This window comes from Pseudomonas fluorescens (assembly GCF_004683905.1).
Classification (GTDB): Bacteria; Pseudomonadota; Gammaproteobacteria; order Pseudomonadales; family Pseudomonadaceae; genus Aquipseudomonas; species Aquipseudomonas putida_A.
On sequence record NZ_CP038438.1, the window covers coordinates 4,104,602 to 4,130,571 of the forward strand.

The window sequence follows — 25,970 nt, forward strand, 5'->3', positions numbered from 1 at the left end:
ATGTCCTTGCAACACAGCAGCGATGACAAGATTCAAGTGATCCGCACCAAGCCCGGCCAACCTCTGGGTTGCTCGATTATCGACAAGGATGGGCGTGAAGTACCGATCACTGAAGACATGATCCAGGACGCGTGCCGCGAACTGGAGAAGCGATTGGTCAAGCCTGCCGAACAAAAGTGATATAGCCACCGTCTTCCTGACCCGGCCCCTGTTTGGCCGGGTTTTTTCTGCCTGCCGTTTTGTTCTGCGCAGGGATTTTCAGACAGCCACCGCCCCCAGCGCCGCCACAATCTGTTGCAACTGCGGCGAATCACCGTCGATCCGCACCTTCAGCCCCTCGATCTCGCGCCGCACCGGATACTGCTTGCGCAACACATCGAAGGCCGCACGCTGTTCACCGACATTGCCTACAAGACTCCGGCGAAAATCCGCGTCATCGCGGCGTGGGTCGTACACCCCGCGGCACAGCATCGCCAGCGCCCAGGCCGGATCGCTGTCGGCGTGCAGGGTCACTTCTGACAGCCACGGTGCCGGCAACAGGTCACTGAGCTGGATGCTCGGCGGCTGAACGATAAATTCGCAATAAGCCTGATAGATCTGCGCCGTCCCGCGCTGCTTGCCATCGAGGCTGTAGCCGGCAATGTGCGGCGTGGCCAACACGCAGAGTTCGGCAAGGGCGACATCGACCTCAGGCTCGGCTTCCCAGACGTCGAGCACCGCTTGCAGGTCCTCGCGCTCCAGCAGCACGTTACGCAACGCAGCGTTATCCACCACCGGCCCACGGGCGGCGTTGATCAGCCAGGTGCCGGGTTTGAGCTGTTGCAAACGCTGTTCGTCAAACAGATGCCAGGTCGCGCCTTCGCCGGTACGGGTCAGCGGCGTGTGCAGGCTGATCACGTCGCACTGCTCGATGATCTGCTCGAGACTGACGTAATCGCCGCCCTCGGCTGCCTGACGCGGCGGATCGCAAACTTTGACATTCCAGCCCAGGCCCTTGAGGACCTTGATCAACCGGCCGCCGACTTCACCGGCACCGATGACGCCGTAAGTACGTTGTGGCAGATCTACGCCTTCAATTTCCGCCAAAGTCATCAGGCTGCCCAGCACGTAATCGACCACGCCCCGCGCATTGCAACCAGGCGCGCTGGACCAGCTGATGCCGGCCTCGTTGAAATAATCGAGATCCAGATGATCGGTACCAATGGTGCAGGTGCCGACGAAACGCACTTTGCTGCCTTCGAGCAACGCGCGGTTGACGTTGGTCACCGAGCGCACCAGCAACACATCGGCCTGCTCGACCGTTGCACGATCGATGGAACGGCCCGGCACCCGGCGGATCTCGCCGAAACCGGCAAAAAAGGCATCGAGCAGCGGAATATTTTCGTCGGCAACAATCAGCATGGCGGGCTCCTTGAGGGGATCGGCAGTTTAGGTGCAGATCCACCGTTGGGCCAGCGCCACAGTGGATGGCATCGATGATTACAAATCCGCAACAGAGGATTTTTCCTGACTGTCACGTCAGCGGCGTAGAATGCGGCGCCTTGCGCATCAACACCTGTGGACGCTTTGCCTGTGAATTCTGTTACTGATCAACCTCTCGCTGCCTCACTCACCCGCCCCGCGCGAATTCGCCTGGAGTTCAGGAACCTGCTCGCCCTGGCCTTGCCGATCATCATCGCGCAACTGGCGACTACCGCGATGGGCTTCGTCGATGCGGTGATGGCCGGCCGCGTCGGGCCGAAAGATCTGGCGGCGGTAGCGCTGGGCAACTCGATCTGGGTCCCGGTGTTTCTGCTGATGACCGGCACCCTGCTGGCCACCACGCCGAAAGTCGCTCAGCGTTTCGGCGCCGGCACCCACAGCGAGATCGGCCCGATCGTGCGTCAGGCACTGTGGCTGGCGCTGGTGGTGGGCCTGATCGCGACAGCGATGCTGGTCGCCGCCGAACCGGTGCTGCACCTGATGAAGGTCGATCCCGAGCTGATCGGCCCGTGCATGCAATACCTGCACGGCATTGCCAGCGGCCTGCCAGCGGTGGCGTTCTATCACGTGTTGCGCTGCACCAGTGACGGCATCGGCCGTACCCGCCCGGCGATGGTGCTGGGGCTGTGCGGTCTGGCGCTGAACATTCCGCTGAACTACATCTTCATCTATGGTCACTTCGGCGTGCCGGCCATGGGCGGCGTGGGTTGCGGCTGGGCCACGGCCATCGTGATGTGGGTCATGGCGCTGGGGCTGGCCGGTTACGAGCGCTGGGCGCCGGCCTATCGTTCAAGTGAAATCTTCAGCCGCTTCGACTGGCCACAATGGGCGGTGATCAAGCGTCTGCTGGCGATAGGTCTGCCGATTGGCATCGCGGTGTTTGCCGAGTCGAGCATCTTTGCGGTGATCGCCCTGCTGATCGGCAGTCTCGGCGCCACCGTGGTGGCCGGGCATCAGATCGCGCTTAACGTCAGCTCGCTGGTGTTCATGATTCCGTATTCGCTGGGCATGGCGGTGACCGTACGCGTCGGCCAGGCACTGGGCCGTGAAGAGCCGCGTGAAGCACGCTTTGCAGCCGGCGTCGGCATGGGCACTGCACTGGCTTACGCCTGTATTTCGGCGAGCATGATGCTGTTGCTGCGCGAGCCGATTGCGTCGATCTACACGGCTGATCCGACGGTGATCCACATCGCGGCGATGCTGATTGTGTACTCGGCGCTGTTCCAGTTTTCCGACGCAATCCAGGTCACCGCCGCTGGCGCTCTGCGCGGTTATCAGGACACCCGGGTGACGATGATCCTGACCCTGTTCGCCTACTGGGGCATCGGCCTGCCGGTAGGTTACGCCCTTGGCCTGACCGACTGGCTCGGCGAACCGCGTGGCCCGAGCGGCTTGTGGCAGGGTTTGATCGTCGGTTTGAGCTGCGCGGCACTCATGCTGTCGATCCGCCTGACCCGCAGTGCGCGCAAGCGTATTCGGATCAGTCGCAGCGCCGGCTGAAGCCCTTACGCAGGATAAAAAATGTGGGAGCGGGCTTGCTCGCGAAAACGGTGTTTCAGTCGACATTTACAGTGACTGACACACCGTTTTCGCGAACAAGCCCGCTCCCACATTGGGTTTTGCGTTTGCCTGAGGGTCAGGCTTGTTTCTTGCGGATCCAGTACAGATAAGTACCGGCCTCTTCGTGTTGCCCCACCAGTTCGTGGTCGAGAAACACGCAGAACTTGGGAATGTCGCGACGGGTCGAGGGATCGGTGGCGATCACCTTCAGTAGACCGCCAGGCACCAGGTCGCGGATGTGCTGATGCAGCATCATCACCGGCTCCGGGCAATTGAGACCGGTGGCGTCGAGGGTGCCGTCGACCGGGGTATCGATCATTTCACTCATGATTCACTCCTGAAACTGGCCGGCATTGTCGCGCATTGCCGGGTGCTCAGTCATCTGTAGCGAGGGGATTTATCCCCGATGGCTTGCGGGGCGGCCGCAAAGACTGGGGATGCGCTACATCCCATCGGGGATAAATCCCCTCACCACAGAGATCATTCCCACAGGGTTTAGTGGTGACTTAGCGGGATTTGGCTTTCTTGATGTCATGCCGACGCAAATGGCAGGTCACTTCCTCGCGGTCGTGATACAGCTGCTTGCAACCAATATCGACCTTGATCCCGCGCGCCTTGAAGCCATCGGCGATGCGTTCGAGCAAGCGCTTCACTTCGGCATAACGCTGCTTCATCGGCAACTTGAGATTGACTACCGCTTCGCGGCAATGGCCCTCGCCGATCCACTCTTCAAGCATCGCCGCGTTACGCGCCGGCTTCTCGACGATGTCGCAGACCATCCAGTCCACCGGCTGCTTGGGCTTGAAGGTGAAGCCGTCGGCCATCAAGTGCTGCACCAGCCCGGTGTCCATCAGACTTTCAGCCATCGGGCCGTTGTCGATGGCGGTCACCAGCATGCCGCGGTTAACCAATTGCCAGGTCCAGCCGCCCGGTGCTGCGCCGAGATCGACGCCGGTCATGTCGCTGTGCAGGCGCTCGTCCCACTGATCACGCGGGATGAAGTGGTGCCAGGCCTCCTCCAACTTCAAGGTCGAACGGCTTGGCGCCTCGCGCGGAAACTTCAGGCGCGGAATGCCCATCGGCCACATCGCCGAGTTGCCGGCGTCGGCCATGCCGAGAAACACTTCGCGACCACTCTTGAAGGTCAGCAGCAGGCGCGGTTTGTTCGCGTCGTCCACCAGTTTGCCGGCGCCGGTCAGTGCCTTGCGCAGCGGGCCTTCGAATTTCTTGCAGAAGTTCGACAGCTCTTTACCGTCGTTGGTGTCGACCACTTCCAGCCACAGGCTGCCGCAGACCGGGAAGTCCGCCATGTGCTCGAGGATCACGCTGATACGGTCGGTTTCCGGCAGATTGATGAAGACGCCACGCGCCCATTGCCGCGGGAAAATCAGCTCGGCAAAACGCTGACCGCGCATCAGGCGCTCGGCGCCGTCTGCTTCGGTGCAGACAAACTCGGCGTACGCGGTGGCCGGCTTGGCCTTGGCGTAACCGGCGACGTTGAGTTGGGCGGCGAGGTCGGAAATCTCCGAACAGACTTCGCCTTCGAAGCCTGGCCGGCAATGCATGAATAGGGTGTTCATTCTTACTCCTGGGCAGAGGGCGGACATTCGGCCCCTGCACGCTGCTCAAGCCTTGCGGTGAAGCAAAGCCTGTCACGAAAACCGGCGCATGATAGCCGATGTCGGAACCTTGGACTTGCCCATAGAGTCCAGTTATTAGCCAGCTACTGAAAACAGGGCTACGTTGATAGCTCTGCCCGTCCCCTCCGTCCGTAGCCGTGCGGACTCAAAGGAGTGATCGTAATGCCGTCCCTCGATAGTCTGAAGACCCTTAAAACTCTACAAATCGACGATAAGACCTACCACTATTTCAGCCTGCCCGATGCCGCCAAGAGCCTTGGCAATATCGACCAGCTACCGATGTCGCTGAAAGTCCTGCTGGAAAACCTGCTGCGCTGGGAAGATGAAAAAACTGTCACTGGCGCCGACCTCAAGGCCATCGCTGCCTGGCTCAAGGAGCGCCGCTCCGACCGGGAAATCCAGTACCGCCCGGCTCGGGTATTGATGCAAGATTTTACCGGTGTACCTGCGGTGGTGGATCTCGCCGCGATGCGCGCCGCCATGGCCAAGGCCGGCGGTGATCCGCAGCGAATCAACCCGCTGTCGCCGGTGGATCTGGTGATCGACCACTCGGTGATGGTCGACAAATTCGCCACCCCGAGCGCCTTCGAACAGAACGTCGACATAGAAATGCAGCGCAACGGCGAGCGTTATGCGTTCCTGCGCTGGGGCCAGAGCGCCTTCGATAACTTCAGCGTGGTGCCACCAGGCACCGGGATCTGCCACCAGGTCAACCTCGAATACCTCGGGCGCACGGTGTGGACCAAGGATGAGGACGGCCGCACCTACGCCTTCCCCGACACCCTGGTCGGCACCGACTCCCACACCACCATGATCAACGGCCTCGGCGTACTCGGCTGGGGCGTCGGCGGGATCGAGGCGGAAGCGGCGATGCTCGGCCAACCGGTGTCGATGCTGATTCCGGAAGTGATCGGTTTCAAACTCACCGGCAAACTCAAGGAAGGCATCACCGCCACCGACCTGGTGCTGACCGTCACGCAGATGCTGCGCAAGAAAGGTGTGGTTGGCAAATTCGTCGAATTCTACGGTGACGGTCTCGCCGACCTGCCACTGGCCGACCGCGCGACCATCGCCAACATGGCCCCGGAATACGGCGCGACCTGCGGCTTCTTCCCGGTCGATGAAGTTACCCTCGAATACCTGCGCCTGTCTGGTCGCCCGGCCGAAGTGGTGAAACTGGTCGAGGCCTACACCAAGGCCCAGGGCCTGTGGCGCCTGCCCGGTCAGGAACCGGTGTTTACCGACAGCCTGGCGCTGGACATGGGCAGCGTCGAAGCCAGCCTGGCCGGGCCAAAGCGTCCGCAGGATCGGGTCTCGCTGCCGAACGTCGCGCAGGCCTTCAGTGACTTCATGGACCTGCAATTCAAGCCCACCAGCAAAGAAGAAGGCCGTCTGGAAAGCGAGGGCGGCGGTGGCGTGGCCGTGGGTAACGCCGATCTGGTCGGCGAAACCGAGTACGAATACGAAGGCCACACCTATCGCCTGAAAAACGGCGCGGTGGTGATTGCCGCGATCACCTCCTGCACCAACACCTCAAACCCGAGCGTGATGATGGCGGCCGGTCTGCTGGCGAAAAAAGCCGTGGAGAAAGGCCTGACCCGCAAGCCGTGGGTGAAGAGTTCGCTGGCACCCGGCTCGAAAGTGGTCACCGACTACTACAAGGCGGCGGGGCTGACGCAATACCTCGATCAACTGGGCTTTTCGCTGGTCGGTTATGGCTGCACCACGTGCATCGGCAACTCCGGGCCACTGCCGGAACCGATCGAGAAAGCCATTCAGAAAGCCGACCTCACCGTGGCGTCGGTGCTCTCCGGCAACCGCAACTTCGAAGGCCGGGTGCATCCGCTGGTCAAGACCAACTGGCTGGCCTCGCCACCGCTGGTGGTCGCCTACGCCTTGGCCGGCAGCGTGCGCACCGACATCAGCACTGAACCGCTGGGTAACGACCAGCAGGGCAATCCGGTGTACCTGCGCGACATCTGGCCGAGCAGCAAGGAAATCGCCGAGGCGGTGAATCAGGTGAACACCGCGATGTTCCACAAGGAATACGCCGAAGTGTTTGCCGGCGACGAGCAATGGCAAGCGATCCAGGTGCCGCAGGCCGCCACCTATGTGTGGCAGGACGATTCGACCTACATCCAGCATCCACCGTTCTTCGACGACATTTCCGGACCGTTGCCGGTGATCACCGACGTCAAGGGCGCGCGGGTTCTGGCGCTGTTGGGCGATTCGGTAACCACTGACCACATCTCCCCTGCCGGCAACATCAAAGCTGACAGTCCGGCCGGGCGCTATCTGCGCGAAAAAGGCGTGGAGCCGCGGGACTTCAACTCCTATGGCTCACGGCGTGGCAACCACGAAGTGATGATGCGCGGCACATTCGCCAACATCCGCATTCGTAACGAGATGCTCGGCGGCGAAGAAGGTGGCAACACAATCTACATCCCGAGCGGCGAGAAAATGCCGATTTATGATGCCGCCATGCTGTATCAGGCCTCGGGCACGCCGCTGGTGGTGATCGCCGGTCAGGAATACGGTACCGGCTCCAGCCGTGACTGGGCGGCCAAAGGCACCAACCTGCTGGGCGTCAAAGCGGTGATCGCTGAAAGCTTCGAGCGTATCCACCGTTCCAACCTGGTGGGCATGGGCGTGTTGCCGCTGCAGTTCAAGCTCGATCAGAACCGCAAGAGCCTGAACCTCACCGGCAAGGAAACCCTGGATATTCAGGGCCTGACCGGTGTCGAGCTGACGCCGCGCATGAACCTGACTCTGGTGATCACCCGTGAAGACGGGCGCCAGGAGAAAATCGAGGTGCTGTGCCGCATTGATACGTTGAATGAGGTGGAGTACTTCAAGTCCGGCGGGATTCTGCACTACGTGTTGCGGCAGCTGATCGCCTCTTGATTGCTTGATTCCTGTGGTGAGGGGATTCATCCCCGATGGACTGCGCAGCAGGCCCTTTTTTGGGGTCGCTTCGCTACCCATCGGGGATAAATCCTCTCGCTACAGGTGCTCGACACAAGCCTTCAGCGCTTTTGTACAGGCGAAAAAAAACCCGCCGAAGCGGGTTTTTCCCAAGACCATTATCGACTCCCTGTCGGCAGCGATCCTTGCTATGGTCGATCATCCGTGATCCTGAAACACTCCCTGTGTCTCAGTTGATGGGTGTAGATTACGCCGTGGATCCAATCGGCAATAGTCGCAAAAGCTACCACCGCGTGTAAGACATTCGCTATAGAAGCCCTTCCGAAAACCCTTAGTCCTCCCAGTCATCCAGCAGGCAAGCGGCGATTTGCGCGACCTGCAGCTGTTCGGCAGCCTGTTGCTGCGCATCGTCCTCCAGGAACCAGGCGGCCGACAACCCGGCAAATGCCAGCACCCATTGCAGCAAGCGTCGGCGATCAAGCCCGGACGCCTCGACGATCACCTCGACCTGCCGGCGCAATCGCTGTGAATCGCCAGCCGTCGGCAAGTCCGGGTTGCAGATCAGGTTGGCGTAGTCATAACCGCGCTCGCCGCGTACTCGTTTGGGATCAATAGCGAGCCAGCCGTGTGCAGCGAAATCGAGAACATTGTCGTGGTGCATGTCACCGTGCAGCACCACCACGTCCTGCGGATCTGCGAGCAAGGCTTCAGCCGTTTGCAGGCTCAGGGCATAGGTCCCGCCATGTTCGGCCGCGGCCACGCGCAGCGAGGCGAACCACGGTGCCAGCTCCACCAGCGGCGGTGGCGGCGTCGGGCGCGGCGCATGCAAGCGCGATAGTGTCGTGCACATGATCTGCGTGGCTTCGTCGTCCTCACCGTTGAGCGCCATGTGCATCAACGAACGCCGGCCCATAGCCCGTTCCAGCAACAAACCTTCCTCGTGATGGGCCAGCACCCGCGCTGCGCCCTCACCGTCCCACCAAGTCATCAGTCGATTGCCGAATTGCTCGTCGGTATCGAGCGCAACCTTGAGCATGGCCGGCGTGTCGCCAAAACGCACCGGCAACAGACGGCTGCCGGGGGTGATGACCGGCTCACCGTCCGGTACCAGCGCCCAGCGTTGCAACCAGGGTTCGAAGATTGCGCAGTCAGTCACCATCACGCTCGCGGGTCTTGGCGCTTTCGGCGAGAAACTGTTCAAGTCGACTCAGCTGTTCCTCCCAGCCACGGCTGTCCATGTAATACGCCTCCTTCTGCCGCACGTCGGGAATGTGCGCGAAGCCGGACTCGGACACTTTGAGCAAAGTGCCGCCCTCGTAATCCTGCAGCTCGAACTTGACCAGCGTCGTCGGCTCCTGTGAATAGTCGATCTTTGGATTGACCGCGTACGGGTGCCAGCGAAACGAAAACAACTGCTGTGGCTCGACCCGCTCGACGAGCACGTTCCACAACACGTGTTCATAACCAGGATACGTGACCTGCCCTTGCGTCCATTCCCCGGCAATGAACCGCCTGCCCTCCAGCGCCACACCAAACCACTGGCCAAAAGCCTCGGCATCGACCAATGCGCGCCAGACATAAGAACGCGGCGCCTTCAGCGTGATTTTGCGTTCGAAACTATTGGGTACCGGTTTCATAAGTCACCTCCTGTTTTGAACAGTAGGCTTGTATGACCACATGTCCAACCTGAAGTTGTATCAAAGGGCTGCACCTGTTCAGTCCAAAGGAAACATTCGGCGGCATTTCCGATCGTTGAATGAGTGAATGACTGACGCAACCCTCTCGCTGAACCTGTTACCTTTTCCAGCGAAATGGAAACAAACAAGGACGAAGCATGCAGCCATCTCTATCCGAACGTTATCGCGGCGCTCTGCTCGGTCTCGCTTGCGGCGACGCCGTCGGCACCACGGTGGAGTTCAAGCCACGAGGCTCATTCCAGCCGCTGACGGACATGGTCGGCGGTGGCCCCTTTCACTTGAAGCCCGGACAATGGACGGATGACACCTCGATGGCGCTTTGCCTGGCGGAGAGTCTTCTGAGCAAAAACACATTCGATGCGGCGGACCAGATGGGACGCTATCTGAACTGGTGGCGGTGGGGATATCTGAGCTCGACGGGGGATTGTTTCGATATTGGCATGACCGTCAGTCAGGCACTGTCGCAGTATCAGCAAACCGGTCAGGCCTTTGCCGGGTCAACCGACCCGTTTACCGCCGGCAACGGCTCGCTCATGCGTTTGGCGCCGGTGGTGCTGTTTTTCTTCCCTGACGTCCAGCAGATCCGCAACTTCGCCAGCGACAGTTCGCGGACAACCCACGCGGCCCCTGAAGCCATCGAATGCTGTCAATTGTTTGCCGAACTGATCGCCAACGCGCTGTTCGGTATCTGCAAAAGCGAACTGTGCAGGCTGCCGCGCTCAGCTTTCACTGAGCCTAAAGTTGCCGCGATTGCTCGAGGAGATTATCTGGCCAAATCAGTCAATGATATCCGTGGCAGCGGCTACAGCGTTGAGTCGTTGGAAGCCGCGCTGTGGTGTTTTCATCACACCGACAGTTTTACAGCGGCGATTCTGCAAGCCGCCAACCTCGGCGATGACGCTGACACCACTGCCGCGATCGTCGGTCAATTGGCCGGGGCCTATTATGGCGTTCGGGCGATTCCTGCTCACTGGCTGGAAATACTTCATGACGGCGAGGAGATTGCAGCCACAGCGGATCGCCTGCTCGAAGCCTCCCGACTGCGCGTTCCTGAATAGAAGCACCATAGCCGCTAAACTGCTCTGCACTTTCATCCGACACAGTGAGATTAACCATGCTCCCACGCCTGCTCCTGGCCCTGACACCCGTCCTGTTCACGCCTCTCGCCCACGCCGCCGTCGACTGCGCCAACACCAGCAATCAGGTCACCATGAACCAGTGCGCCGGGCAGGAATTCAAGGCAGCGGACAAGGAGCTGAACGCGGTGTATCAGCAGATCACTAATCGTTTGAAGGACAACGCCGACAGCAAAAAGCTTCTGGTGAGCGCGCAGCGGGCGTGGATCGGCTTTCGTGATGCCGAATGCAAGTTTTCCGCGTCCGGTGTGGACGGCGGGAGTGTTTATCCATTGATTTACAGCAATTGCCTGACCGAGGTGACAAAGGTGAGGGTCGGGGCGCTGAAGCAGTATTTGAAGTGTCAGGAAGGTGACATGAGTTGCCCGGTGCCAGGGGCCTGATGTTGCAGAGGGTTTCAGTCTTGCCAACAGGTTTGTTGATTCCACACTTGGAGCACCTGTCGCACGCTGACCAGCCTACCGACTCCCCGCACCCTGCGAGCAACCATGCGGCGCCGGATTAGAAGAGGATGCTCAAGCATCAAAATCAAAAATTAATTATTGTAATTAGATAATTTATCATCGAGAATTCGCTACCAAATTGTAGCAACCAGGAATTTTCATGAGTACTCACATCAACGGATTGGCGCTGCAGCGCATGCATTGGATCGGGCTGCTGGCAGCAATTCTCGTCTGGGTTCTGGGGGTAACGGAGGTCGGCGGCAACGCAACGATCTGGTTCTTCAAAAAGGATGAAATGCTGGCCGGCCTGCTCTATGCCTTTGCTGAGGGCTCGCCGCAATTGCTTGACCCGTTTGTCGAAGGGGCATTGCTTGATCCCGACACCTGGCTGTCATCAACGGTCACGGCGCTGATCGTCTTTCTGGATTTCCTGCCCGTGGTCCTGTCGGCTTACGCGTTATGGCTGACCGGTTTGTTCTTTTTGCGCTTGTCGCGCGGCGAAACCTGGACCGACCGCAACATCAGGGTCCTCTGGCGAGTAGGCGTGCTCTGCATCGTTTCTCCGGCAACCTACCCGCTAATAGAGACCTTGCAAGGTCTGGCGTTGTCGATAGATCTGCCGCCGGGGGATCGGATTTTCCAGTTCTCGATCGGCATGTCTTCCGCTTCTGCCTACGAAATAATCAAAGGCGTATTACTCTGTATTTTTTCAATTATCATGCGTGACGCAAAAGTACTCAGCGATGAGCAAAGCCAATACATATAGAACAATATAATGACCATTATTGTCCGCCTTGACGTAGTCATGGCCACGCAAAAAATTCGTTCAAAAGAGTTAGCCGCCCTGCTCGGGATCACCGAGGCGAATCTGTCATTGCTCAAAAACGGCAAAGTCAAAGGCGTGAAGATGGCAACTCTGGACAAGCTCTGCGCTGCGCTCGATTGCCAGCCTGGCGATCTGCTGGAATACCAGAAAGACTAGCCCGCTGGCGGCGGTTTATTTATCGCCCCCTCATCCGTTTAACTTTTATTCAATCCTTAGTTGCAAGGCGTCTTTGTCATGTCCCGTTATTTGTTCTGCGTCCTATTAATGCTGACCGCGTTGCTTGGCGGCTGCGCCACGCAAATAGACGTAGCACTCAACGCAATACCTGATCCGGACTATCCGTTCGATCGAAAGGCAACCGTGCTGGTGACCTCGACCAACAGCGCCGATGAGAACGCACTGAATGCCCGCTACTATCTTCGCAACATGGTCAACGCACTGAAAGACAGAGGCTTTCAGGAGGTTTATACCGACGCCAGCCTGCCCAGGAATCACGCGCCGATCAAAATGACCGTCACTCTCGATATCGGCAGCCGGCAAGTGTCTTATCGCTATACCGCCACCGACTATGGGCAAGTTCCAACCAGCACTACGACCGTGTGCAAGAACGCCAAGAAGAAAGATGACCGACTGACCTGTACCAGTAAGCCCAATACGACCTATGGCCCGGTGGGAACGTCAGAGCGTATCGGCTACACCACCCTCAGTACCTTCACTGTCACCGCCCGGGATGAGGCGAGTAAGCGCACGGTGTATCTGCTGCGGGCGTCGTCTTATAACGAGGACTGTCAGGCCGCCAAGGTCGAAGCGTTTCTGGTCGAGCAGGGCCTGCAGAATTTGAACTTCCAGGATCGCATGCAACGCAACTACAGCGTCACGATGCCCGAGGGTTACAGCTGCAAGTAGTCAGTTGCTAAAACGTGAGAGCTTCACAGCTCAGCCAGCGTGAGGCGGTGCTGTGAAGCTGACTCGGGTTAGACGTGGGGATCACCCGGCGGCTTGGCCGGCGCCGCGTATTGCGGCTTGAGGTGGCCGTCCTGGTCCAGCAACCAGGCGTCCATGATCTGCCGCACCACAGGGCCGGCCACTCGACCACCGGCCTCACCGTTTTCGATCATCACCGAGATGGCGATCTTCGGGTGCTCCGCCGGAGCGAAACCAACGAACAAGGCGTTGTCGCGATGACGTTCGAGGGTTTTCTCCCGGTTGTAGCGCTCGCCTTGCTTGATCGCTACCACTTGTGCGGTACCACTCTTACCGGCAATGCGATACTGCGCACCTGCCGCTGCGGCGCGCGCGATACCCCGGGCATCGTGCATCACCATCTGCATCCCGTGGTTGACCTGATCCCAGTCACGCGGGTTTTTAAGCAGGATATTCGGCATCGGATGCTCGTCGACCGGCGCCACACCATCGACCGTCTTCGCCAAGTGCGGACGATTCCATACGCCCTTGTTGGCAATCAGTGCGGTAGCCTGAGCCAGTTGTAGCGGCGTAACCTGCATGTAACCCTGGCCGATACCCAGGATCACCGTTTCCCCCGGGAACCAGGCCTGACGGCGCGTGGCACGCTTCCAGGCCTGAGACGGCATCAAACCGGGTGACTCTTCGAACATGTCCAGCGAGACCTTTTCGCCAAGGCCGAACATCGCCATGTAGTCGTGCAGGCGATCGATGCCGAGCTTGTGTGCCAGATCGTAGAAGTAGGTGTCGTTGGAGCGCATGATTGCCGCGTCCATGTCCACCCAGCCATCGCCACTGTGGTTCCAGTTGCGGTACTTGTGATCGAAATCCGGGAGTTGGTAGTAGCCTGGGTCAAAGACGCGGGTCTGCGGCGTCACGACACCGGCATCGAGGCCGGCGATTGCCACTTCCGGCTTGATGGTCGAGCCCGGCGCATAGAGGCCGCGCAACACACGGTTGAACAGCGGGCGGTCGATGGAATCGCGTAGCGCCGAGTATTCCTTGGAGCTGATGCCAGTGACGAACAGGTTCGGGTCGAAACTCGGATTGCTGACCATGGCCAGCACTTCACCGGTGGACGGGTCGAGAGCCACCACCGAGCCACGACGGTCGCCCAGTGCGGCTTCCGCAGCCTCCTGCAGTTTGACGTCGAGACTTAGAACGATGTTTTTGCCAGGGACCGGATCGGTGTGCTTGAGCACCCGTAGCACCCGGCCTTGGGCGTTGGTCTCAACCTCTTCATATCCGACGTGGCCATGCAGCTGCGCTTCATAGAAACGTTCAATGCCGGTTTTACCGATGGATTGTGTGCCGCGGTACTCTACCGAATCGAGGGTCTTGGATTCTTTTTCGTTGATCCGGCCAACGTAGCCAATCGAATGCGCGAAGTGCGCCCCCAACGGGTAATGCCGAACGAACTGCGGCTCGACATCAAGGCCCGGCAGACGGAACTCGTTAACCGCCAACACGGCGATTTGTTCCTCCGTCAGCTCGTAGAACAGTGTCACCGGGGTGAATGGGTGACGGGACTGCTTCATGGCCTTATCGAAAATCGTACGATCTTCGGCGGGTAAATGCAGCAGATTAATTACCTCGTCCAGCTCCTGATTAACATCAGTGGCGCGTTCGCGGGTAATGATCAGGTTGTAACTGGGACGGTTATCAGCGAGCAGCACACCATTGCGATCGTAGATCAGGCCTCTTGTCGGCGGAATCGGCAAGACGTGCACGCGGTTGTTTTCAGAGATGGTCGAGTGGTAGTCGTATTCAACCACTTGCAGGATGTACAGGCGTACCACCAGCGCGCAACTGATGGCAAAGACGAACAGAGCGCAGGCGATCAACCGCTTGTTGACCAGACGCGTCTCTTTTTCGTGATCCTTGATCGGGATGGGTTCAGGCATTTCTACAGCAACTCTTTGACATAAATTGAGTGCCGATCCGTGGGCATGACATCAGTCCGTTAAAAAACGAGCTGCACCATACCAAAAACCGAGTGGTCACTTCAGAAGGATTTTCCCTAATGGCAGTCCCGGCGACGGTTGGAACTCTCGTGCCGTCTGACTCTGACAAGAGAAGCACTTTCCTGCGGGCAAAACAAAACCCCAACTGCTTTCGCAATTGGGGTTTCGGAATTTAATCTTGACGATGACCTACTCTCACATGGGGAAACCCCACACTACCATCGGCGATGCATCGTTTCACTTCTGAGTTCGGGATGGGATCAGGTGGTTCCAACGCTCTATGGTCGTCAAGAAATTCGGGTACTGACTCGTGACCGGTTGGCCTCGCTTCAGCAAATCGGGTATGTGATACAGGTGTTTGTGAGCATCGCGAACTTTCGGTTCATTGCGTCTTCACACACCGCAATCTGGTCTCTTTCGAGCATGCAGATTGCTTGGGTGTTATATGGTCAAGCCTCACGGGCAATTAGTATTGGTTAGCTCAACGCCTCACAGCGCTTACACACCCAACCTATCAACGTCGTAGTCTTCGACGGCCCTTCAGGGAACTCAAGGTTCCAGTGAGATCTCATCTTGAGGCAAGTTTCCCGCTTAGATGCTTTCAGCGGTTATCTTTCCCGAACATAGCTACCCGGCAATGCCACTGGCGTGACAACCGGAACACCAGAGGTTCGTCCACTCCGGTCCTCTCGTACTAGGAGCAGCCCCTCTCAAATCTCAAACGTCCACGGCAGATAGGGACCGAACTGTCTCACGACGTTCTAAACCCAGCTCGCGTACCACTTTAAATGGCGAACAGCCATACCCTTGGGACCGGCTTCAGCCCCAGGATGTGATGAGCCGACATCGAGGTGCCAAACACCGCCGTCGATATGAACTCTTGGGCGGTATCAGCCTGTTATCCCCGGAGTACCTTTTATCCGTTGAGCGATGGCCCTTCCATACAGAACCACCGGATCACTAAGACCTACTTTCGTACCTGCTCGACGTGTCTGTCTCGCAGTCAAGCGCGCTTTTGCCTTTATACTCTACGACCGATTTCCGACCGGTCTGAGCGCACCTTCGTACTCCTCCGTTACTCTTTAGGAGGAGACCGCCCCAGTCAAACTACCCACCATACACTGTCCTCGATCCGGATAACGGACCTGAGTTAGAACCTCAAAGTTGCCAGGGTGGTATTTCAAGGATGGCTCCACGCGAACTGGCGTCCACGCTTCAAAGCCTCCCACCTATCCTACACAAGCAAATTCAAAGTCCAGTGCAAAGCTATAGTAAAGGTTCACGGGGTCTTTCCGTCTAGCCGCGGATACACTGCATCTTCACAGCGATTTCAATTTCACTGAGTCTCGGGTGGAGACAGCGCCGCCATCGTTACGCCATTCGTGCAGGTCGGAACTTACCCGACAAGGAATTTCGCTACCTTAGGACCGTTATAGTTACGGCCGCCGTTTACCGGGGCTTCGATCAAGAGCTTCGCGTTAGCTAACCCCATCAATTAACCTTCCGGCACCGGGCAGGCGTCACACCCTATACGTCCACTTTCGTGTTTGCAGAGTGCTGTGTTTTTAATAAACAGTCGCAGCGGCCTGGTATCTTCGACCGGCATGAGCTTACGGAGCAAGTCCTTCACCCTCACCGGCGCACCTTCTCCCGAAGTTACGGTGCCATTTTGCCTAGTTCCTTCACCCGAGTTCTCTCAAGCGCCTTGGTATTCTCTACCCAACCACCTGTGTCGGTTTGGGGTACGGTTCCTGGTTATCTGAAGCTTAGAAGCTTTTCTTGGAAGCATGGCATCAACCACTTCGTCACCTAAAAGGTAACTCGTCATCAGCTCTCGGCCTTAAGATCCCGGATTTACCTAAGATCTCAGCCTACCACCTTAAACTTGGACAACCAACGCCAAGCTGGCCTAGCCTTCTCCGTCCCTCCATCGCAATAACCAGAAGTACAGGAATATTAACCTGTTTTCCATCGACTACGCTTTTCAGCCTCGCCTTAGGGACCGACTAACCCTGCGTCGATTAACGTTGCGCAGGAAACCTTGGTCTTTCGGCGTGGGTGTTTTTCACACCCATTGTCGTTACTCATGTCAGCATTCGCACTTCTGATACCTCCAGCAAGCTTCTCAACTCACCTTCACAGGCTTACAGAACGCTCCTCTACCGCATCACTTGCGTGATACCCGTAGCTTCGGTGTATGGTTTGAGCCCCGTTACATCTTCCGCGCAGGCCGACTCGACTAGTGAGCTATTACGCTTTCTTTAAAGGGTGGCTGCTTCTAAGCCAACCTCCTAGCTGTCTAAGCCTTCCCACATCGTTTCCCACTTAACCATAACTTTGGGACCTTAGCTGACGGTCTGGGTTGTTTCCCTTTTCACGACGGACGTTAGCACCCGCCGTGTGTCTCCCATGCTCGGCACTTGTAGGTATTCGGAGTTTGCATCGGTTTGGTAAGTCGGGATGACCCCCTAGCCGAAACAGTGCTCTACCCCCTACAGTGATACATGAGGCGCTACCTAAATAGCTTTCGAGGAGAACCAGCTATCTCCGAGCTTGATTAGCCTTTCACTCCGATCCACAGGTCATCCGCTAACTTTTCAACGGTAGTCGGTTCGGTCCTCCAGTCAGTGTTACCTAACCTTCAACCTGCCCATGGATAGATCGCCCGGTTTCGGGTCTATTCCCAGCGACTAGACGCCCTATTAAGACTCGCTTTCGCTACGCCTCCCCTATTCGGTTAAGCTCGCCACTGAAAATAAGTCGCTGACCCATTATACAAAAGGTACGCAGTCACCCAACAAAGTGGGCTCCCACTGCTTGTACGCATACGGTTTCAGGATCTATTTCACTCCCCTCTCCGGGGTTCTTTTCGCCTTTCCCTCACGGTACTAGTTCACTATCGGTCAGTCAGTAGTATTTAGCCTTGGAGGATGGTCCCCCCATATTCAGACAAAGTTTCTCGTGCTCCGTCCTACTCGATTTCATGACTAAGAGACTTTCGCGTACAGGGCTATCACCCACTATGGCCGCACTTTCCAGAGCGTTCCGCTAATCTCAAAGCCACTTAAGGGCTAGTCCCCGTTCGCTCGCCACTACTAAGGGAATCTCGGTTGATTTCTTTTCCTCAGGGTACTTAGATGTTTCAGTTCCCCTGGTTCGCCTCTTGCACCTATGTATTCAGTACAAGATAACCATCTTATGATGGCTGGGTTCCCCCATTCAGACATCTCCGGATCAAAGTCTGTTTGCCGACTCCCCGAAGCTTTTCGCAGGCTACCACGTCTTTCATCGCCTCTGACTGCCAAGGCATCCACCGTATGCGCTTCTTCACTTGACCATATAACCCCAAGCAATCTGGTTATACTGTGAAGACGACATTCGCCGAAAATTCGCAAAACTCTTAAGAGTCACTCACAAATTTTACCTTAGCCTGATCCGTTACCAGTGAAAGTAACGTTCAGTCTATCTTTCTATCACATACCCAAATTTTTAAAGAACGATCTAATCAAAAGACTAGAAATCAGCATTCACCATCACAGCGATGGAATGCTCATTTCTAAGCTTTCAAACTTCAGAAGCAGTGGTGGTGGAGCCAAGCGGGATCGAACCGCTGACCTCCTGCGTGCAAGGCAGGCGCTCTCCCAGCTGAGCTATGGCCCCGTATTTCTACAGGTTTCCCACACAAAAATTGGTGGGTCTGGGCAGATTCGAACTGCCGACCTCACCCTTATCAGGGGTGCGCTCTAACCAACTGAGCTACAGACCCAATTTCGGGCTGCTTCTATCGTCTTCTTCAATGAATCAAGCAATTCGTGTGGGAACTTATGGAGCAGCTGATGTCGTCGATTAAGGAGGTGATCCAGCCGCAGGTTCCCCTACGGCTACCTTGTTACGACTTCACCCCAGTCATGAATCACACCGTGGTAACCGTCCTCCCGAAGGTTAGACTAGCTACTTCTGGTGCAACCCACTCCCATGGTGTGACGGGCGGTGTGTACAAGGCCCGGGAACGTATTCACCGCGACATTCTGATTCGCGATTACTAGCGATTCCGACTTCACGCAGTCGAGTTGCAGACTGCGATCCGGACTACGATCGGTTTTATGGGATTAGCTCCACCTCGCGGCTTGGCAACCCTCTGTACCGACCATTGTAGCACGTGTGTAGCCCAGGCCGTAAGGGCCATGATGACTTGACGTCATCCCCACCTTCCTCCGGTTTGTCACCGGCAGTCTCCTTAGAGTGCCCACCATTACGTGCTGGTAACTAAGGACAAGGGTTGCGCTCGTTACGGGACTTAACCCAACATCTCACGACACGAGCTGACGACAGCCATGCAGCACCTGTCTCAATGTTCCCGAAGGCACCAATCCATCTCTGGAAAGTTCATTGGATGTCAAGGCCTGGTAAGGTTCTTCGCGTTGCTTCGAATTAAACCACATGCTCCACCGCTTGTGCGGGCCCCCGTCAATTCATTTGAGTTTTAACCTTGCGGCCGTACTCCCCAGGCGGTCAACTTAATGCGTTAGCTGCGCCACTAAGAGCTCAAGGCTCCCAACGGCTAGTTGACATCGTTTACGGCGTGGACTACCAGGGTATCTAATCCTGTTTGCTCCCCACGCTTTCGCACCTCAGTGTCAGTATCAGTCCAGGTGGTCGCCTTCGCCACTGGTGTTCCTTCCTATATCTACGCATTTCACCGCTACACAGGAAATTCCACCACCCTCTACCATACTCTAGCTTGCCAGTTTTGGATGCAGTTCCCAGGTTGAGCCCGGGGATTTCACATCCAACTTAACAAACCACCTACGCGCGCTTTACGCCCAGTAATTCCGATTAACGCTTGCACCCTCTGTATTACCGCGGCTGCTGGCACAGAGTTAGCCGGTGCTTATTCTGTCGGTAACGTCAAAATTGCAGAGTATTAATCTACAACCCTTCCTCCCAACTTAAAGTGCTTTACAATCCGAAGACCTTCTTCACACACGCGGCATGGCTGGATCAGGCTTTCGCCCATTGTCCAATATTCCCCACTGCTGCCTCCCGTAGGAGTCTGGACCGTGTCTCAGTTCCAGTGTGACTGATCATCCTCTCAGACCAGTTACGGATCGTCGCCTTGGTGAGCCATTACCTCACCAACTAGCTAATCCGACCTAGGCTCATCTGATAGCGCAAGGCCCGAAGGTCCCCTGCTTTCTCCCGTAGGACGTATGCGGTATTAGCGTTCCTTTCGAAACGTTGTCCCCCACTACCAGGCAGATTCCTAGGCATTACTCACCCGTCCGCCGCTGAATCCAGGAGCAAGCTCCTTTCATCCGCTCGACTTGCATGTGTTAGGCCTGCCGCCAGCGTTCAATCTGAGCCATGATCAAACTCTTCAGTTCAAACATCTTTGGGTTTTTAAGAAACCCTAAACTTGGCTCAGCAATCGTTGGTTACATCTTTGATTTCTCGCGGAGTAACTTGTGATGCTGATAATCTTGTTGACTATCAGTCTGACTCCACAAGCACCCACACGAATTGCTTGATTCAGTTGTTAAAGAGCGGTTGGTTAAGATCTTTCGTCTCAACCGAGGCGCGCATTCTACAGCAGCCTCATTTGCTGTCAAGTGATTATTTTCAGAAGTTTTCGAAGATTTCTTCAACAACTTCAACCACTTGCGCTTCCGATCTCTCGTTAGCGGGAGGCGAATTCTACAGCGTTACACGCTGCTGTCAACACCTCTTTTTCTCCGCTTTCGACCGAGAAGATCGAACCGTCAAAAGAGCCAAACATCACCGCTCTTTCAACTCCTTCCAGGCTTCGATGAACTGAAGCAAGTCGCTGTCGAAAACCGCGTAACTCGTTGAATCTCAAGGAGTTTTCCGTTTCGACTGCGCCGGAAGTGGGGCGAATTATAGACTTCCTGAATCTGCCGTCAACCGTTAATTTCAGTTTTCTATCAATGCACCGAAAAAGCCTGCTTATATATAGATGCAACGTCAGCGAATGCGCAGTATATTGCCCAACACTTAAAACAACACCCTGCTCTCAACCCTGCTCTCACCTTCGGATGATGCCTCGCAATGACTGACCAACCTCGCTCTCTGGCCTCAATGCTGTTCCCGGTTGGCCTCTTATTAATAGCCATGGCATCCATTCAGTCTGGCGCCTCTCTGGCCAAGAGCATGTTCCCGGTGGTTGGCGCTCAGGGGACGACCACCCTGCGCCTGGTCTTTGCCAGCGTAATCATGCTGTTACTACTGCGTCCGTGGCGCGCCAGGCTGACAGCTCAGTCCCTGCGCACGGTGATCGTTTACGGAATGGCACTGGGCGGGATGAACTTCCTCTTCTATATGTCATTGCGCACCGTGCCACTTGGCATCGCAGTCGCGCTTGAATTCACGGGTCCGCTGGCCGTCGCCATCTACGCCTCTCGCCGTGCGATCGACTTCCTCTGGATTGCTCTGGCGGCAGCTGGCCTGCTCCTGTTGATCCCCACCGGAGCGACCTCCACGGGAATTGATCTGGTCGGCGCCGGTTACGCCTTGGGGGCCGGCGTGTGCTGGGCGCTGTACATTCTGTTCGGCCAAAAGGCTGGCGCCGACAACGGCGTGACGACCGCGGCGCTGGGCGTGATGATTGCCGCACTGTTTGTCGCCCCGATCGGCATCGTGCATGCCGGCGCGGCATTGCTCACCCCGTCGCTGATCCCGGTGGCCATCGGCGTCGCCATCCTCTCGACTGCTTTGCCCTACACGCTGGAGATGGTCGCCCTCACCCGCATACCAGCCCGCACCTTTGGGACTTTGATGAGCATCGAACCGGCCTTTGGCGCGTTGTCCGGGCTGCTATTCCTGCAGGAGTACCTCACGCTGTCACAATGGATGGCGATCCTGTGCATTATTCTGGCTTCCGTCGGGGCAACCATGACCATGGGCAGTAGCGCCAAACCCGTTGTAGCGTCAGATTGAAACAGGATTTGACGAAGGTCTGGCAATTGGCGTTCATTTAGGCCATGTTTAGACCCCTTAACTCAGTGCCAGGCATGGATTTTTTCGGACAGGGATATCGAACCGCTTAAAGCGCAGGCGAATACAGGCAGACCCGAGCGCCAGACTCGTGGCTACCATAAGGACGGTAATGAAACGAATTTTGATACTGATCGCTGTATTGGCAGTAGCGGGGTGCGCAGCCACCGCCAAGACCCAAGTGAAGCACGGTAAAAAAGGGCTGCACATCAACTGTTCCGGGCTGTCGTCCTCTTGGGACAAGTGCTACACCAGCGCCGCCAATGCCTGCGCCCCAAAGGGCTACAAAGTCATCGCCAAATCAGGGGACGCCGTGGAAGAACCCGGCGACTACCCGTTCGGTCTTAATCCGGCCGGTTATACCAGCCGCAGCATGATCGTCATCTGCAAATGAATCATGCTGGCTGCTCGCCTTGTCGAGCAGCCAGCTGACGCCCGATTTCCTCATGACTGGATTTCAAAACCGTCCGTTGAATCTCCGGCGTCACCAGCATCCGCGCCACTACCAACGCTCCGACGCATTGCGACAGAACCGCCCACGCCAGGCTGTCGCTTTCCAGGATCTGCGCCCAACTGGCGTGCAACCGACTAATCCACAACTCTGCCTGCTCGCGAACCTGATCATCTGAACGGGCAATTTCCGCACCCAGTGTCGGCAAGGCGCAGCCCGATTCAGGCTGCTCCACGTGAGCCATGCTCAGGTACTGTTTCAGACAGCGTTCCAGCCGCTCACGATCCTGCGCCCCCTGCCCTCCCAGTCGCTCCAGGCTCTGACACAGTTCACGCTCGACGATCGCCGTGAACAGCTCGTTTTTCGACGAGAAGTGGCTATAAAACGCTGCGCCACTCAGGCCGATAGCCTTCATCAAACCATCGACACCGACCGTGGAAAAGCCTGAACGCTTGGCTGACAGCGCGCTGCTGTTCAGCAGTTTTTCTCGGGTTTCCAGCTTGTGACCGGCGGAATACCGCATGTGCTTGCCCTCTTGATCGACCGCCTTGACGTTGCCCGGATCCTAGCATAACGTTCGTTCACTTAACGATCGTTTACTAAAGGGATCTACCCATGAATAACAAGAAGGTCGTGTTGGTGGTGGGTGCTGGCGATGCCACCGGCGGAGCGATTGCCAAGCGCTTTGCCAGAGAAGGTTTTATCGCTTGCGTCACCCGGCGCAGCGCCGACAAATTGCAGCCGCTGGTCGAGGCGATTCAGGCCGAGGGTGGCGAAGCTCACGGCTTTGCCTGCGATGCGCGCAAGGAAGAAGACGTCATTGCGTTGATTGAAGAGATTGAAACCCACCTCGGCCCGATCGAAGCGTTTGTCTTCAACATTGGTGCCAACGTGCCTTGCAGCATTCTCGAAGAAACTGCGCGCAAGTATTTCAAGATCTGGGAAATGGCCTGTTTCTCGGGCTTTCTCAATGCCCGCGAAGTGGCCAAGCGCATGGTCACCCGCCAACGCGGCACCATTCTGTTCACTGGCGCCACCGCCGGGCTGCGCGGTGCTTCCGGATTTGCCGCGTTTGCCGGCGCCAAACACGGTATCCGTGCACTGGCACAAAGCATGGCTCGCGAGTTGGGCCCGATGAATATCCACGTCGCCCATATAGTGGTCGATGGCGCGATCGATACCGACTTCATACGCAACAGTTTCCCGGAGAAGTACGCGACCAAGGATCAGGACGGTATTCTCAATCCCGAACACATCGCCGAAAACTACTGGTCTCTGCACAGTCAGCCACGGGATGCCTGGACCTTCGAGCTGGATCTGCGCCCGTGGAACGAACGCTGGTAAGCCCCGCCTCCTCCATAACAATAATCAGAGAGCAGCGAACATGACGAAAACCGTGGAGTTCTATTTCGACCTCGGCAGCCCTGCCACCTACCTGGCTTACACCCAATTACCGAAAATATGTGCCGCAACTCAAAGCGAGCTGATCTATATCCCGATGCTGCTGGGCGGCGTGTTCAAGGCGACTGGCAACGCGTCGCCGGCGATGATTCCGGCGAAGGGCCGCTACATGTTTCAGGATCTGGATCGCTACGCCAAACGTTATGGCGTGCCGCTGAAATTCAATCCGCATTTCCCGATCAACACGCTGATGCTGATGCGCGCGGTCACCGGCATCCAACTGCGCCAGCCGGAACGCTTTCACGCATTTATCGATTGTCTGTTCAAGGCATTGTGGGTGGAGGGACGCCCTCTCGATGAGCCGGAGACTGTCGCTGCGGTTTTGAGCGGACAGGGCTTCGATCCCAATGAAGTTCTGGCCCTGACCAGCGACGAGACAGTCAAGGCAGCCCTGAAGGACAACACCGAAACAGCCATTAAACGCGGGGTGTTTGGCGCGCCGAGCATGTTTATCGGCAACCAGATGTTCTTTGGACAGGACCGCCTCGACTTCGTCGAAGAGGCCCTGCGTCAGGCTTAGAAAAACCTCAGAACCCGGACGCTGCCAACAGCGCCCGGGTTTCAGCCATTCAAATCGCCGCTGTGCGCGTGTTCAGCCACTCCAGCGCGGCCCCCTCCAGCAACGGACTCAGACGCTCACGCACTTCAGCATGGTAGGCGTTGAACCACTGCTTCTCTTCCTGCGTCAGCAAGGATGGCTCCAGACAGCGCGTGTCGATCGGACACAGGGTCAAGGTTTCAAACTTGAGGAACTCGCCAAACTCGCTGCTCCCCGCCTCGCGGCTCATCGCCAGGTTCTCGATGCGCACGCCCCAACGACCCGGACGATAGGTGCCCGGTTCAATCGAGGTGATCATCCCCGCTTGCATCGCCGTTTGCGGTGCCGCTGCAGCCTGATAGGCGATCACCTGCGGGCCTTCGTGCACGTTGAGGAAATAGCCGACCCCATGACCTGTGCCGTGACCGTAATCCACGTTTTCAGCCCAAATCGGCGCACGCGCGATGGCATCGAGCAACGGCGAGAGAATGCCTTTCGGGAACTGCGCCCGCGACAGGGCAATCACGCCTTTGAGCACACGCGTGCAGTCACGCTTCTGCTCAGCCGTCGGCGTACCGACCGGCACCATTCGGGTGATGTCGGTGGTGCCACCCAGGTACTGGCCGCCCGAGTCGATCAGCAGCAAGCCGTCACCCTCGATCACCGCGTGTTCTTCTTCGGTGGCGTGATAGTGCGGCATCGCGCCATTGGCGTTAAACGCGGCAATCGTGTTGAAGCTCAGCGACACGTAATCCGGACGGCGCTCACGGGCAGCGGTGAGTTTTTCGTCGATGGTCAGTTCGGTGATGCGTTCACGCCCCCAGGCCGATTCCAGCCAGGCGAAGAATTCGCACAACGCCGCGCCATCCTGCTCCATGGCCTTGCGGATATGCTGCGCATCAGCCTCGCTTTTTTGCGATTTGGCGAGGGTGGTCGGGTTCAAGCCTTCGACCAGTTTCACCGCGCTGTCGAGGTTATCCAGCAAACCGCTGGTCACCCGCGCCGGATCCACCAGCAGGCTGGCGCCGCCTGGTACAGCGCGCAAGGCGTCGGCGACCTCGCGGTAATCGCGCAGAGTCACGCCGTCCTGTTCCAGCACTGCACGCAGCTCGGCATCGACTTTGCTCAAGGCCACAAACAGCGTGGCCTGCTGTTGATTGATCAACGCAAAAGAAACAAACACCGGGTTGAACGACACGTCGCCGCCGCGCAGGTTGAACAGCCAGGCGATGTCATCGAGGGTGGCGATGAAGTGCCAATCGGCGCCACGTTCCTGCAGGGTCTCGCGCAGTTTGGCGAGTTTTTCGCCACGGCTGACCGTCGCTTGCGGTGGCAGATGCTGATAGATCGGCGCGTTCGGCAGGCTCGGGCGATCCGCCCAGACTTCATTCAACAGGTCGATGTCAGTGCGCAGACGCGCGCCGCGGGCTTCGAGCTTGCTACTCAGGGTGCGCGCCGAAGCCACGGCCATCACCGCACCGTCGACCGCGACTACGCCACCTTCCGGGGTCTGCTCGGCCAGCCAGTCCAGCGAGCTGGGCTGCCCCGGTTGCAGCTTGACCAGCTCGATGCCACTGCCCTTGAGTTCCTTGGTCGCCTGTTCCCAATAGCGACTGTCGGCCCAGACCCCGGCGAAATCAGCGGTAACGATCAAAGTGCCGACCGAACCATGGAAGCCCGACAGCCATTGCCGCCCCTGCCAGTAGCCCGGCAGGTACTCCGACAGATGCGGGTCGGCCGATGGCACCAGCAACGCATGAATGCCTTCGCGGCGCATCAGTTCACGGGTGTGCGCCAGGCGCTGGGGAACCGTTCCTTCGGTCAAAGTCTGGGTACTCATCATGTCTCCTGCCAATCACTTCATCGTTATTGT

Annotated in this window: 20 protein-coding genes, 2 tRNA genes and 3 rRNA genes; 12 read left to right on the top strand and 13 right to left on the bottom strand. The window is 57.5% G+C overall.

Annotated elements, in window-relative coordinates; translation table 11 throughout:
• Nucleotides 1-180 (top strand): PA1571 family protein, encoded by a 180-nt coding sequence (locus E4T63_RS18830; RefSeq protein WP_027611439.1) that lies wholly within the window; start codon nt 1-3, stop codon nt 178-180.
• Between the two features lie 78 nt (nt 181-258).
• Here E4T63_RS18830 and pdxB read toward each other — a convergent pair whose 3' ends face one another.
• Nucleotides 259-1,401, bottom strand: a complete 1,143-nt coding sequence (gene pdxB / locus E4T63_RS18835) for a 4-phosphoerythronate dehydrogenase PdxB (protein WP_135296252.1) — start codon at nt 1,399-1,401, stop codon at nt 259-261.
• A 171-nt stretch (nt 1,402-1,572) separates the two neighbouring features.
• On the opposite strand from pdxB, the gene E4T63_RS18840 reads away from it, so the two are divergent.
• Nucleotides 1,573-2,982 carry an MATE family efflux transporter gene (locus E4T63_RS18840; RefSeq protein ID WP_027611437.1) on the top strand — a complete coding sequence of 470 codons (1,410 nt, stop codon included), beginning with the start codon at nt 1,573-1,575 and terminating at the stop codon, nt 2,980-2,982.
• A gap of 136 nt (nt 2,983-3,118) precedes the next feature.
• On the opposite strand, the gene tusA is transcribed toward E4T63_RS18840, so the two are convergent.
• A complete protein-coding gene (gene tusA / locus E4T63_RS18845; protein WP_003226616.1) occupies nt 3,119-3,370 on the bottom strand; it encodes a sulfurtransferase TusA in 252 nt (83 codons plus the stop codon).
• A 178-nt stretch (nt 3,371-3,548) separates the two neighbouring features.
• Nucleotides 3,549-4,622, bottom strand: a complete 1,074-nt coding sequence (rlmM, locus tag E4T63_RS18850; RefSeq protein WP_135296253.1) for a 23S rRNA (cytidine(2498)-2'-O)-methyltransferase RlmM — start codon at nt 4,620-4,622, stop codon at nt 3,549-3,551.
• A 222-nt stretch (nt 4,623-4,844) separates the two neighbouring features.
• On the opposite strand from rlmM, the gene acnA reads away from it, so the two are divergent.
• The gene (acnA, locus tag E4T63_RS18855) at nt 4,845-7,586 is read left to right on the top strand and encodes an aconitate hydratase AcnA (RefSeq protein ID WP_135296254.1); all 2,742 of its coding nucleotides are present in this window, start codon (nt 4,845-4,847) and stop codon (nt 7,584-7,586) included.
• 352 nt (nt 7,587-7,938) lie between these two features.
• Here the strand turns inward: acnA and E4T63_RS18860 are convergent, their stop codons facing one another.
• Nucleotides 7,939-8,766: an aminoglycoside phosphotransferase family protein gene (locus E4T63_RS18860; protein WP_432431708.1), complete on the bottom strand. Its 828-nt coding sequence runs from the start codon at nt 8,764-8,766 to the stop codon at nt 7,939-7,941.
• A complete protein-coding gene (locus E4T63_RS18865; protein ID WP_025111040.1) occupies nt 8,756-9,244 on the bottom strand; it encodes an SRPBCC family protein in 489 nt (162 codons plus the stop codon). Before E4T63_RS18865 ends, E4T63_RS18860 begins: the two co-directional genes overlap by 11 nt.
• Nucleotides 9,245-9,441: 197 nt before the next feature.
• Between E4T63_RS18865 and E4T63_RS18870 the strand changes: the two genes are divergently transcribed.
• From E4T63_RS18870 to E4T63_RS18890, 5 genes are all read left to right on the top strand, one after another.
• Nucleotides 9,442-10,362 (top strand): ADP-ribosylglycohydrolase family protein, encoded by a 921-nt coding sequence (locus E4T63_RS18870; protein WP_134786965.1) that lies wholly within the window; start codon nt 9,442-9,444, stop codon nt 10,360-10,362.
• 56 nt (nt 10,363-10,418) lie between these two features.
• Nucleotides 10,419-10,823: a lysozyme inhibitor LprI family protein gene (locus E4T63_RS18875; protein ID WP_135296256.1), complete on the top strand. Its 405-nt coding sequence runs from the start codon at nt 10,419-10,421 to the stop codon at nt 10,821-10,823.
• A 220-nt stretch (nt 10,824-11,043) separates the two neighbouring features.
• Entirely contained in the window at nt 11,044-11,649 is a 606-nt protein-coding gene (locus E4T63_RS18880) for a DUF2975 domain-containing protein (protein ID WP_095140016.1), read from the top strand.
• Between the two features lie 9 nt (nt 11,650-11,658).
• Nucleotides 11,659-11,865, top strand: coding sequence for a helix-turn-helix domain-containing protein (locus E4T63_RS18885; protein WP_003226632.1), 207 nt, complete (start codon nt 11,659-11,661; stop codon nt 11,863-11,865).
• A 78-nt stretch (nt 11,866-11,943) separates the two neighbouring features.
• Entirely contained in the window at nt 11,944-12,615 is a 672-nt protein-coding gene (locus E4T63_RS18890; protein WP_135296257.1) for a hypothetical protein, read from the top strand.
• 68 nt (nt 12,616-12,683) lie between these two features.
• On the opposite strand, the gene mrdA is transcribed toward E4T63_RS18890, so the two are convergent.
• The 6 genes from mrdA to E4T63_RS18920 all read right to left on the bottom strand — a co-directional run bounded on the left by mrdA (nt 12,684) and on the right by E4T63_RS18920 (nt 20,020).
• Nucleotides 12,684-14,576 (bottom strand): penicillin-binding protein 2, encoded by a 1,893-nt coding sequence (gene mrdA, locus E4T63_RS18895; protein ID WP_027611428.1) that lies wholly within the window; start codon nt 14,574-14,576, stop codon nt 12,684-12,686.
• Between the two features lie 236 nt (nt 14,577-14,812).
• Nucleotides 14,813-14,928 (bottom strand): 5S ribosomal RNA (rrf, locus tag E4T63_RS18900).
• Between the two features lie 153 nt (nt 14,929-15,081).
• Nucleotides 15,082-17,973: ribosomal RNA gene (locus E4T63_RS18905) — 23S ribosomal RNA — on the bottom strand.
• Nucleotides 17,974-18,220: 247 nt separating this feature from the next.
• A tRNA-Ala gene (locus E4T63_RS18910) sits at nt 18,221-18,296 on the bottom strand.
• Between the two features lie 29 nt (nt 18,297-18,325).
• Nucleotides 18,326-18,402, bottom strand: a tRNA-Ile gene (locus E4T63_RS18915).
• Between the two features lie 81 nt (nt 18,403-18,483).
• Nucleotides 18,484-20,020: ribosomal RNA gene (locus tag E4T63_RS18920) — 16S ribosomal RNA — on the bottom strand.
• The 16S, 23S and 5S rRNA genes sit together here with 2 tRNA genes alongside, the layout of an rRNA operon.
• Nucleotides 20,021-20,702: 682 nt before the next feature.
• On the opposite strand from E4T63_RS18920, the gene rhtA reads away from it, so the two are divergent.
• Nucleotides 20,703-21,590 carry a threonine/homoserine exporter RhtA gene (rhtA, locus tag E4T63_RS18930; protein WP_135296258.1) on the top strand — a complete coding sequence of 296 codons (888 nt, stop codon included), beginning with the start codon at nt 20,703-20,705 and terminating at the stop codon, nt 21,588-21,590.
• Between the two features lie 169 nt (nt 21,591-21,759).
• The gene (locus E4T63_RS18935) at nt 21,760-22,041 is read left to right on the top strand and encodes a hypothetical protein (RefSeq protein ID WP_096795010.1); all 282 of its coding nucleotides are present in this window, start codon (nt 21,760-21,762) and stop codon (nt 22,039-22,041) included.
• 1 nt (nt 22,042) lies between these two features.
• On the opposite strand, the gene E4T63_RS18940 is transcribed toward E4T63_RS18935, so the two are convergent.
• Nucleotides 22,043-22,621: a TetR/AcrR family transcriptional regulator gene (locus E4T63_RS18940; RefSeq protein ID WP_135296259.1), complete on the bottom strand. Its 579-nt coding sequence runs from the start codon at nt 22,619-22,621 to the stop codon at nt 22,043-22,045.
• Between the two features lie 92 nt (nt 22,622-22,713).
• Between E4T63_RS18940 and E4T63_RS18945 the strand changes: the two genes are divergently transcribed.
• A complete protein-coding gene (locus E4T63_RS18945) occupies nt 22,714-23,442 on the top strand; it encodes an SDR family oxidoreductase (protein WP_135296260.1) in 729 nt (242 codons plus the stop codon).
• A 40-nt stretch (nt 23,443-23,482) separates the two neighbouring features.
• Nucleotides 23,483-24,079: a 2-hydroxychromene-2-carboxylate isomerase gene (locus tag E4T63_RS18950; protein ID WP_135296261.1), complete on the top strand. Its 597-nt coding sequence runs from the start codon at nt 23,483-23,485 to the stop codon at nt 24,077-24,079.
• A gap of 49 nt (nt 24,080-24,128) precedes the next feature.
• On the opposite strand, the gene E4T63_RS18955 is transcribed toward E4T63_RS18950, so the two are convergent.
• A complete protein-coding gene (locus tag E4T63_RS18955) occupies nt 24,129-25,937 on the bottom strand; it encodes an aminopeptidase P family protein (protein ID WP_135296262.1) in 1,809 nt (602 codons plus the stop codon).
• Between the last annotated feature and the right edge of the window lie 33 nt (nt 25,938-25,970).

Excerpts from the sequence above, each read along its gene's own strand:
- E4T63_RS18830 (WP_027611439.1), top strand. The coding sequence starts at position 1 with ATGTCCTTGCAACACAGCAGCGATGACAAGATTCAAGTGATCCGCACC.
- rhtA (WP_135296258.1), top strand. The coding sequence starts at position 20,703 with ATGACTGACCAACCTCGCTCTCTGGCCTCAATGCTGTTCCCGGTTGGC.
- pdxB (WP_135296252.1), bottom strand. The coding sequence starts at position 1,401 with ATGCTGATTGTTGCCGACGAAAATATTCCGCTGCTCGATGCCTTTTTT.
- E4T63_RS18950 (WP_135296261.1), top strand. The coding sequence starts at position 23,483 with ATGACGAAAACCGTGGAGTTCTATTTCGACCTCGGCAGCCCTGCCACC.
- E4T63_RS18875 (WP_135296256.1), top strand. The coding sequence starts at position 10,419 with ATGCTCCCACGCCTGCTCCTGGCCCTGACACCCGTCCTGTTCACGCCT.
- mrdA (WP_027611428.1), bottom strand. The coding sequence starts at position 14,576 with ATGCCTGAACCCATCCCGATCAAGGATCACGAAAAAGAGACGCGTCTG.
- E4T63_RS18885 (WP_003226632.1), top strand. The coding sequence starts at position 11,659 with ATGACCATTATTGTCCGCCTTGACGTAGTCATGGCCACGCAAAAAATT.
- E4T63_RS18945 (WP_135296260.1), top strand. The coding sequence starts at position 22,714 with ATGAATAACAAGAAGGTCGTGTTGGTGGTGGGTGCTGGCGATGCCACC.
- E4T63_RS18890 (WP_135296257.1), top strand. The coding sequence starts at position 11,944 with ATGTCCCGTTATTTGTTCTGCGTCCTATTAATGCTGACCGCGTTGCTT.
- E4T63_RS18860 (WP_432431708.1), bottom strand. The coding sequence starts at position 8,766 with ATGGTGACTGACTGCGCAATCTTCGAACCCTGGTTGCAACGCTGGGCG.
- E4T63_RS18880 (WP_095140016.1), top strand. The coding sequence starts at position 11,044 with ATGAGTACTCACATCAACGGATTGGCGCTGCAGCGCATGCATTGGATC.
- E4T63_RS18955 (WP_135296262.1), bottom strand. The coding sequence starts at position 25,937 with ATGAGTACCCAGACTTTGACCGAAGGAACGGTTCCCCAGCGCCTGGCG.
- acnA (WP_135296254.1), top strand. The coding sequence starts at position 4,845 with ATGCCGTCCCTCGATAGTCTGAAGACCCTTAAAACTCTACAAATCGAC.
- E4T63_RS18935 (WP_096795010.1), top strand. The coding sequence starts at position 21,760 with ATGAAACGAATTTTGATACTGATCGCTGTATTGGCAGTAGCGGGGTGC.
- E4T63_RS18940 (WP_135296259.1), bottom strand. The coding sequence starts at position 22,621 with ATGCGGTATTCCGCCGGTCACAAGCTGGAAACCCGAGAAAAACTGCTG.
- tusA (WP_003226616.1), bottom strand. The coding sequence starts at position 3,370 with ATGAGTGAAATGATCGATACCCCGGTCGACGGCACCCTCGACGCCACC.
- rlmM (WP_135296253.1), bottom strand. The coding sequence starts at position 4,622 with ATGAACACCCTATTCATGCATTGCCGGCCAGGCTTCGAAGGCGAAGTC.
- E4T63_RS18870 (WP_134786965.1), top strand. The coding sequence starts at position 9,442 with ATGCAGCCATCTCTATCCGAACGTTATCGCGGCGCTCTGCTCGGTCTC.
- E4T63_RS18865 (WP_025111040.1), bottom strand. The coding sequence starts at position 9,244 with ATGAAACCGGTACCCAATAGTTTCGAACGCAAAATCACGCTGAAGGCG.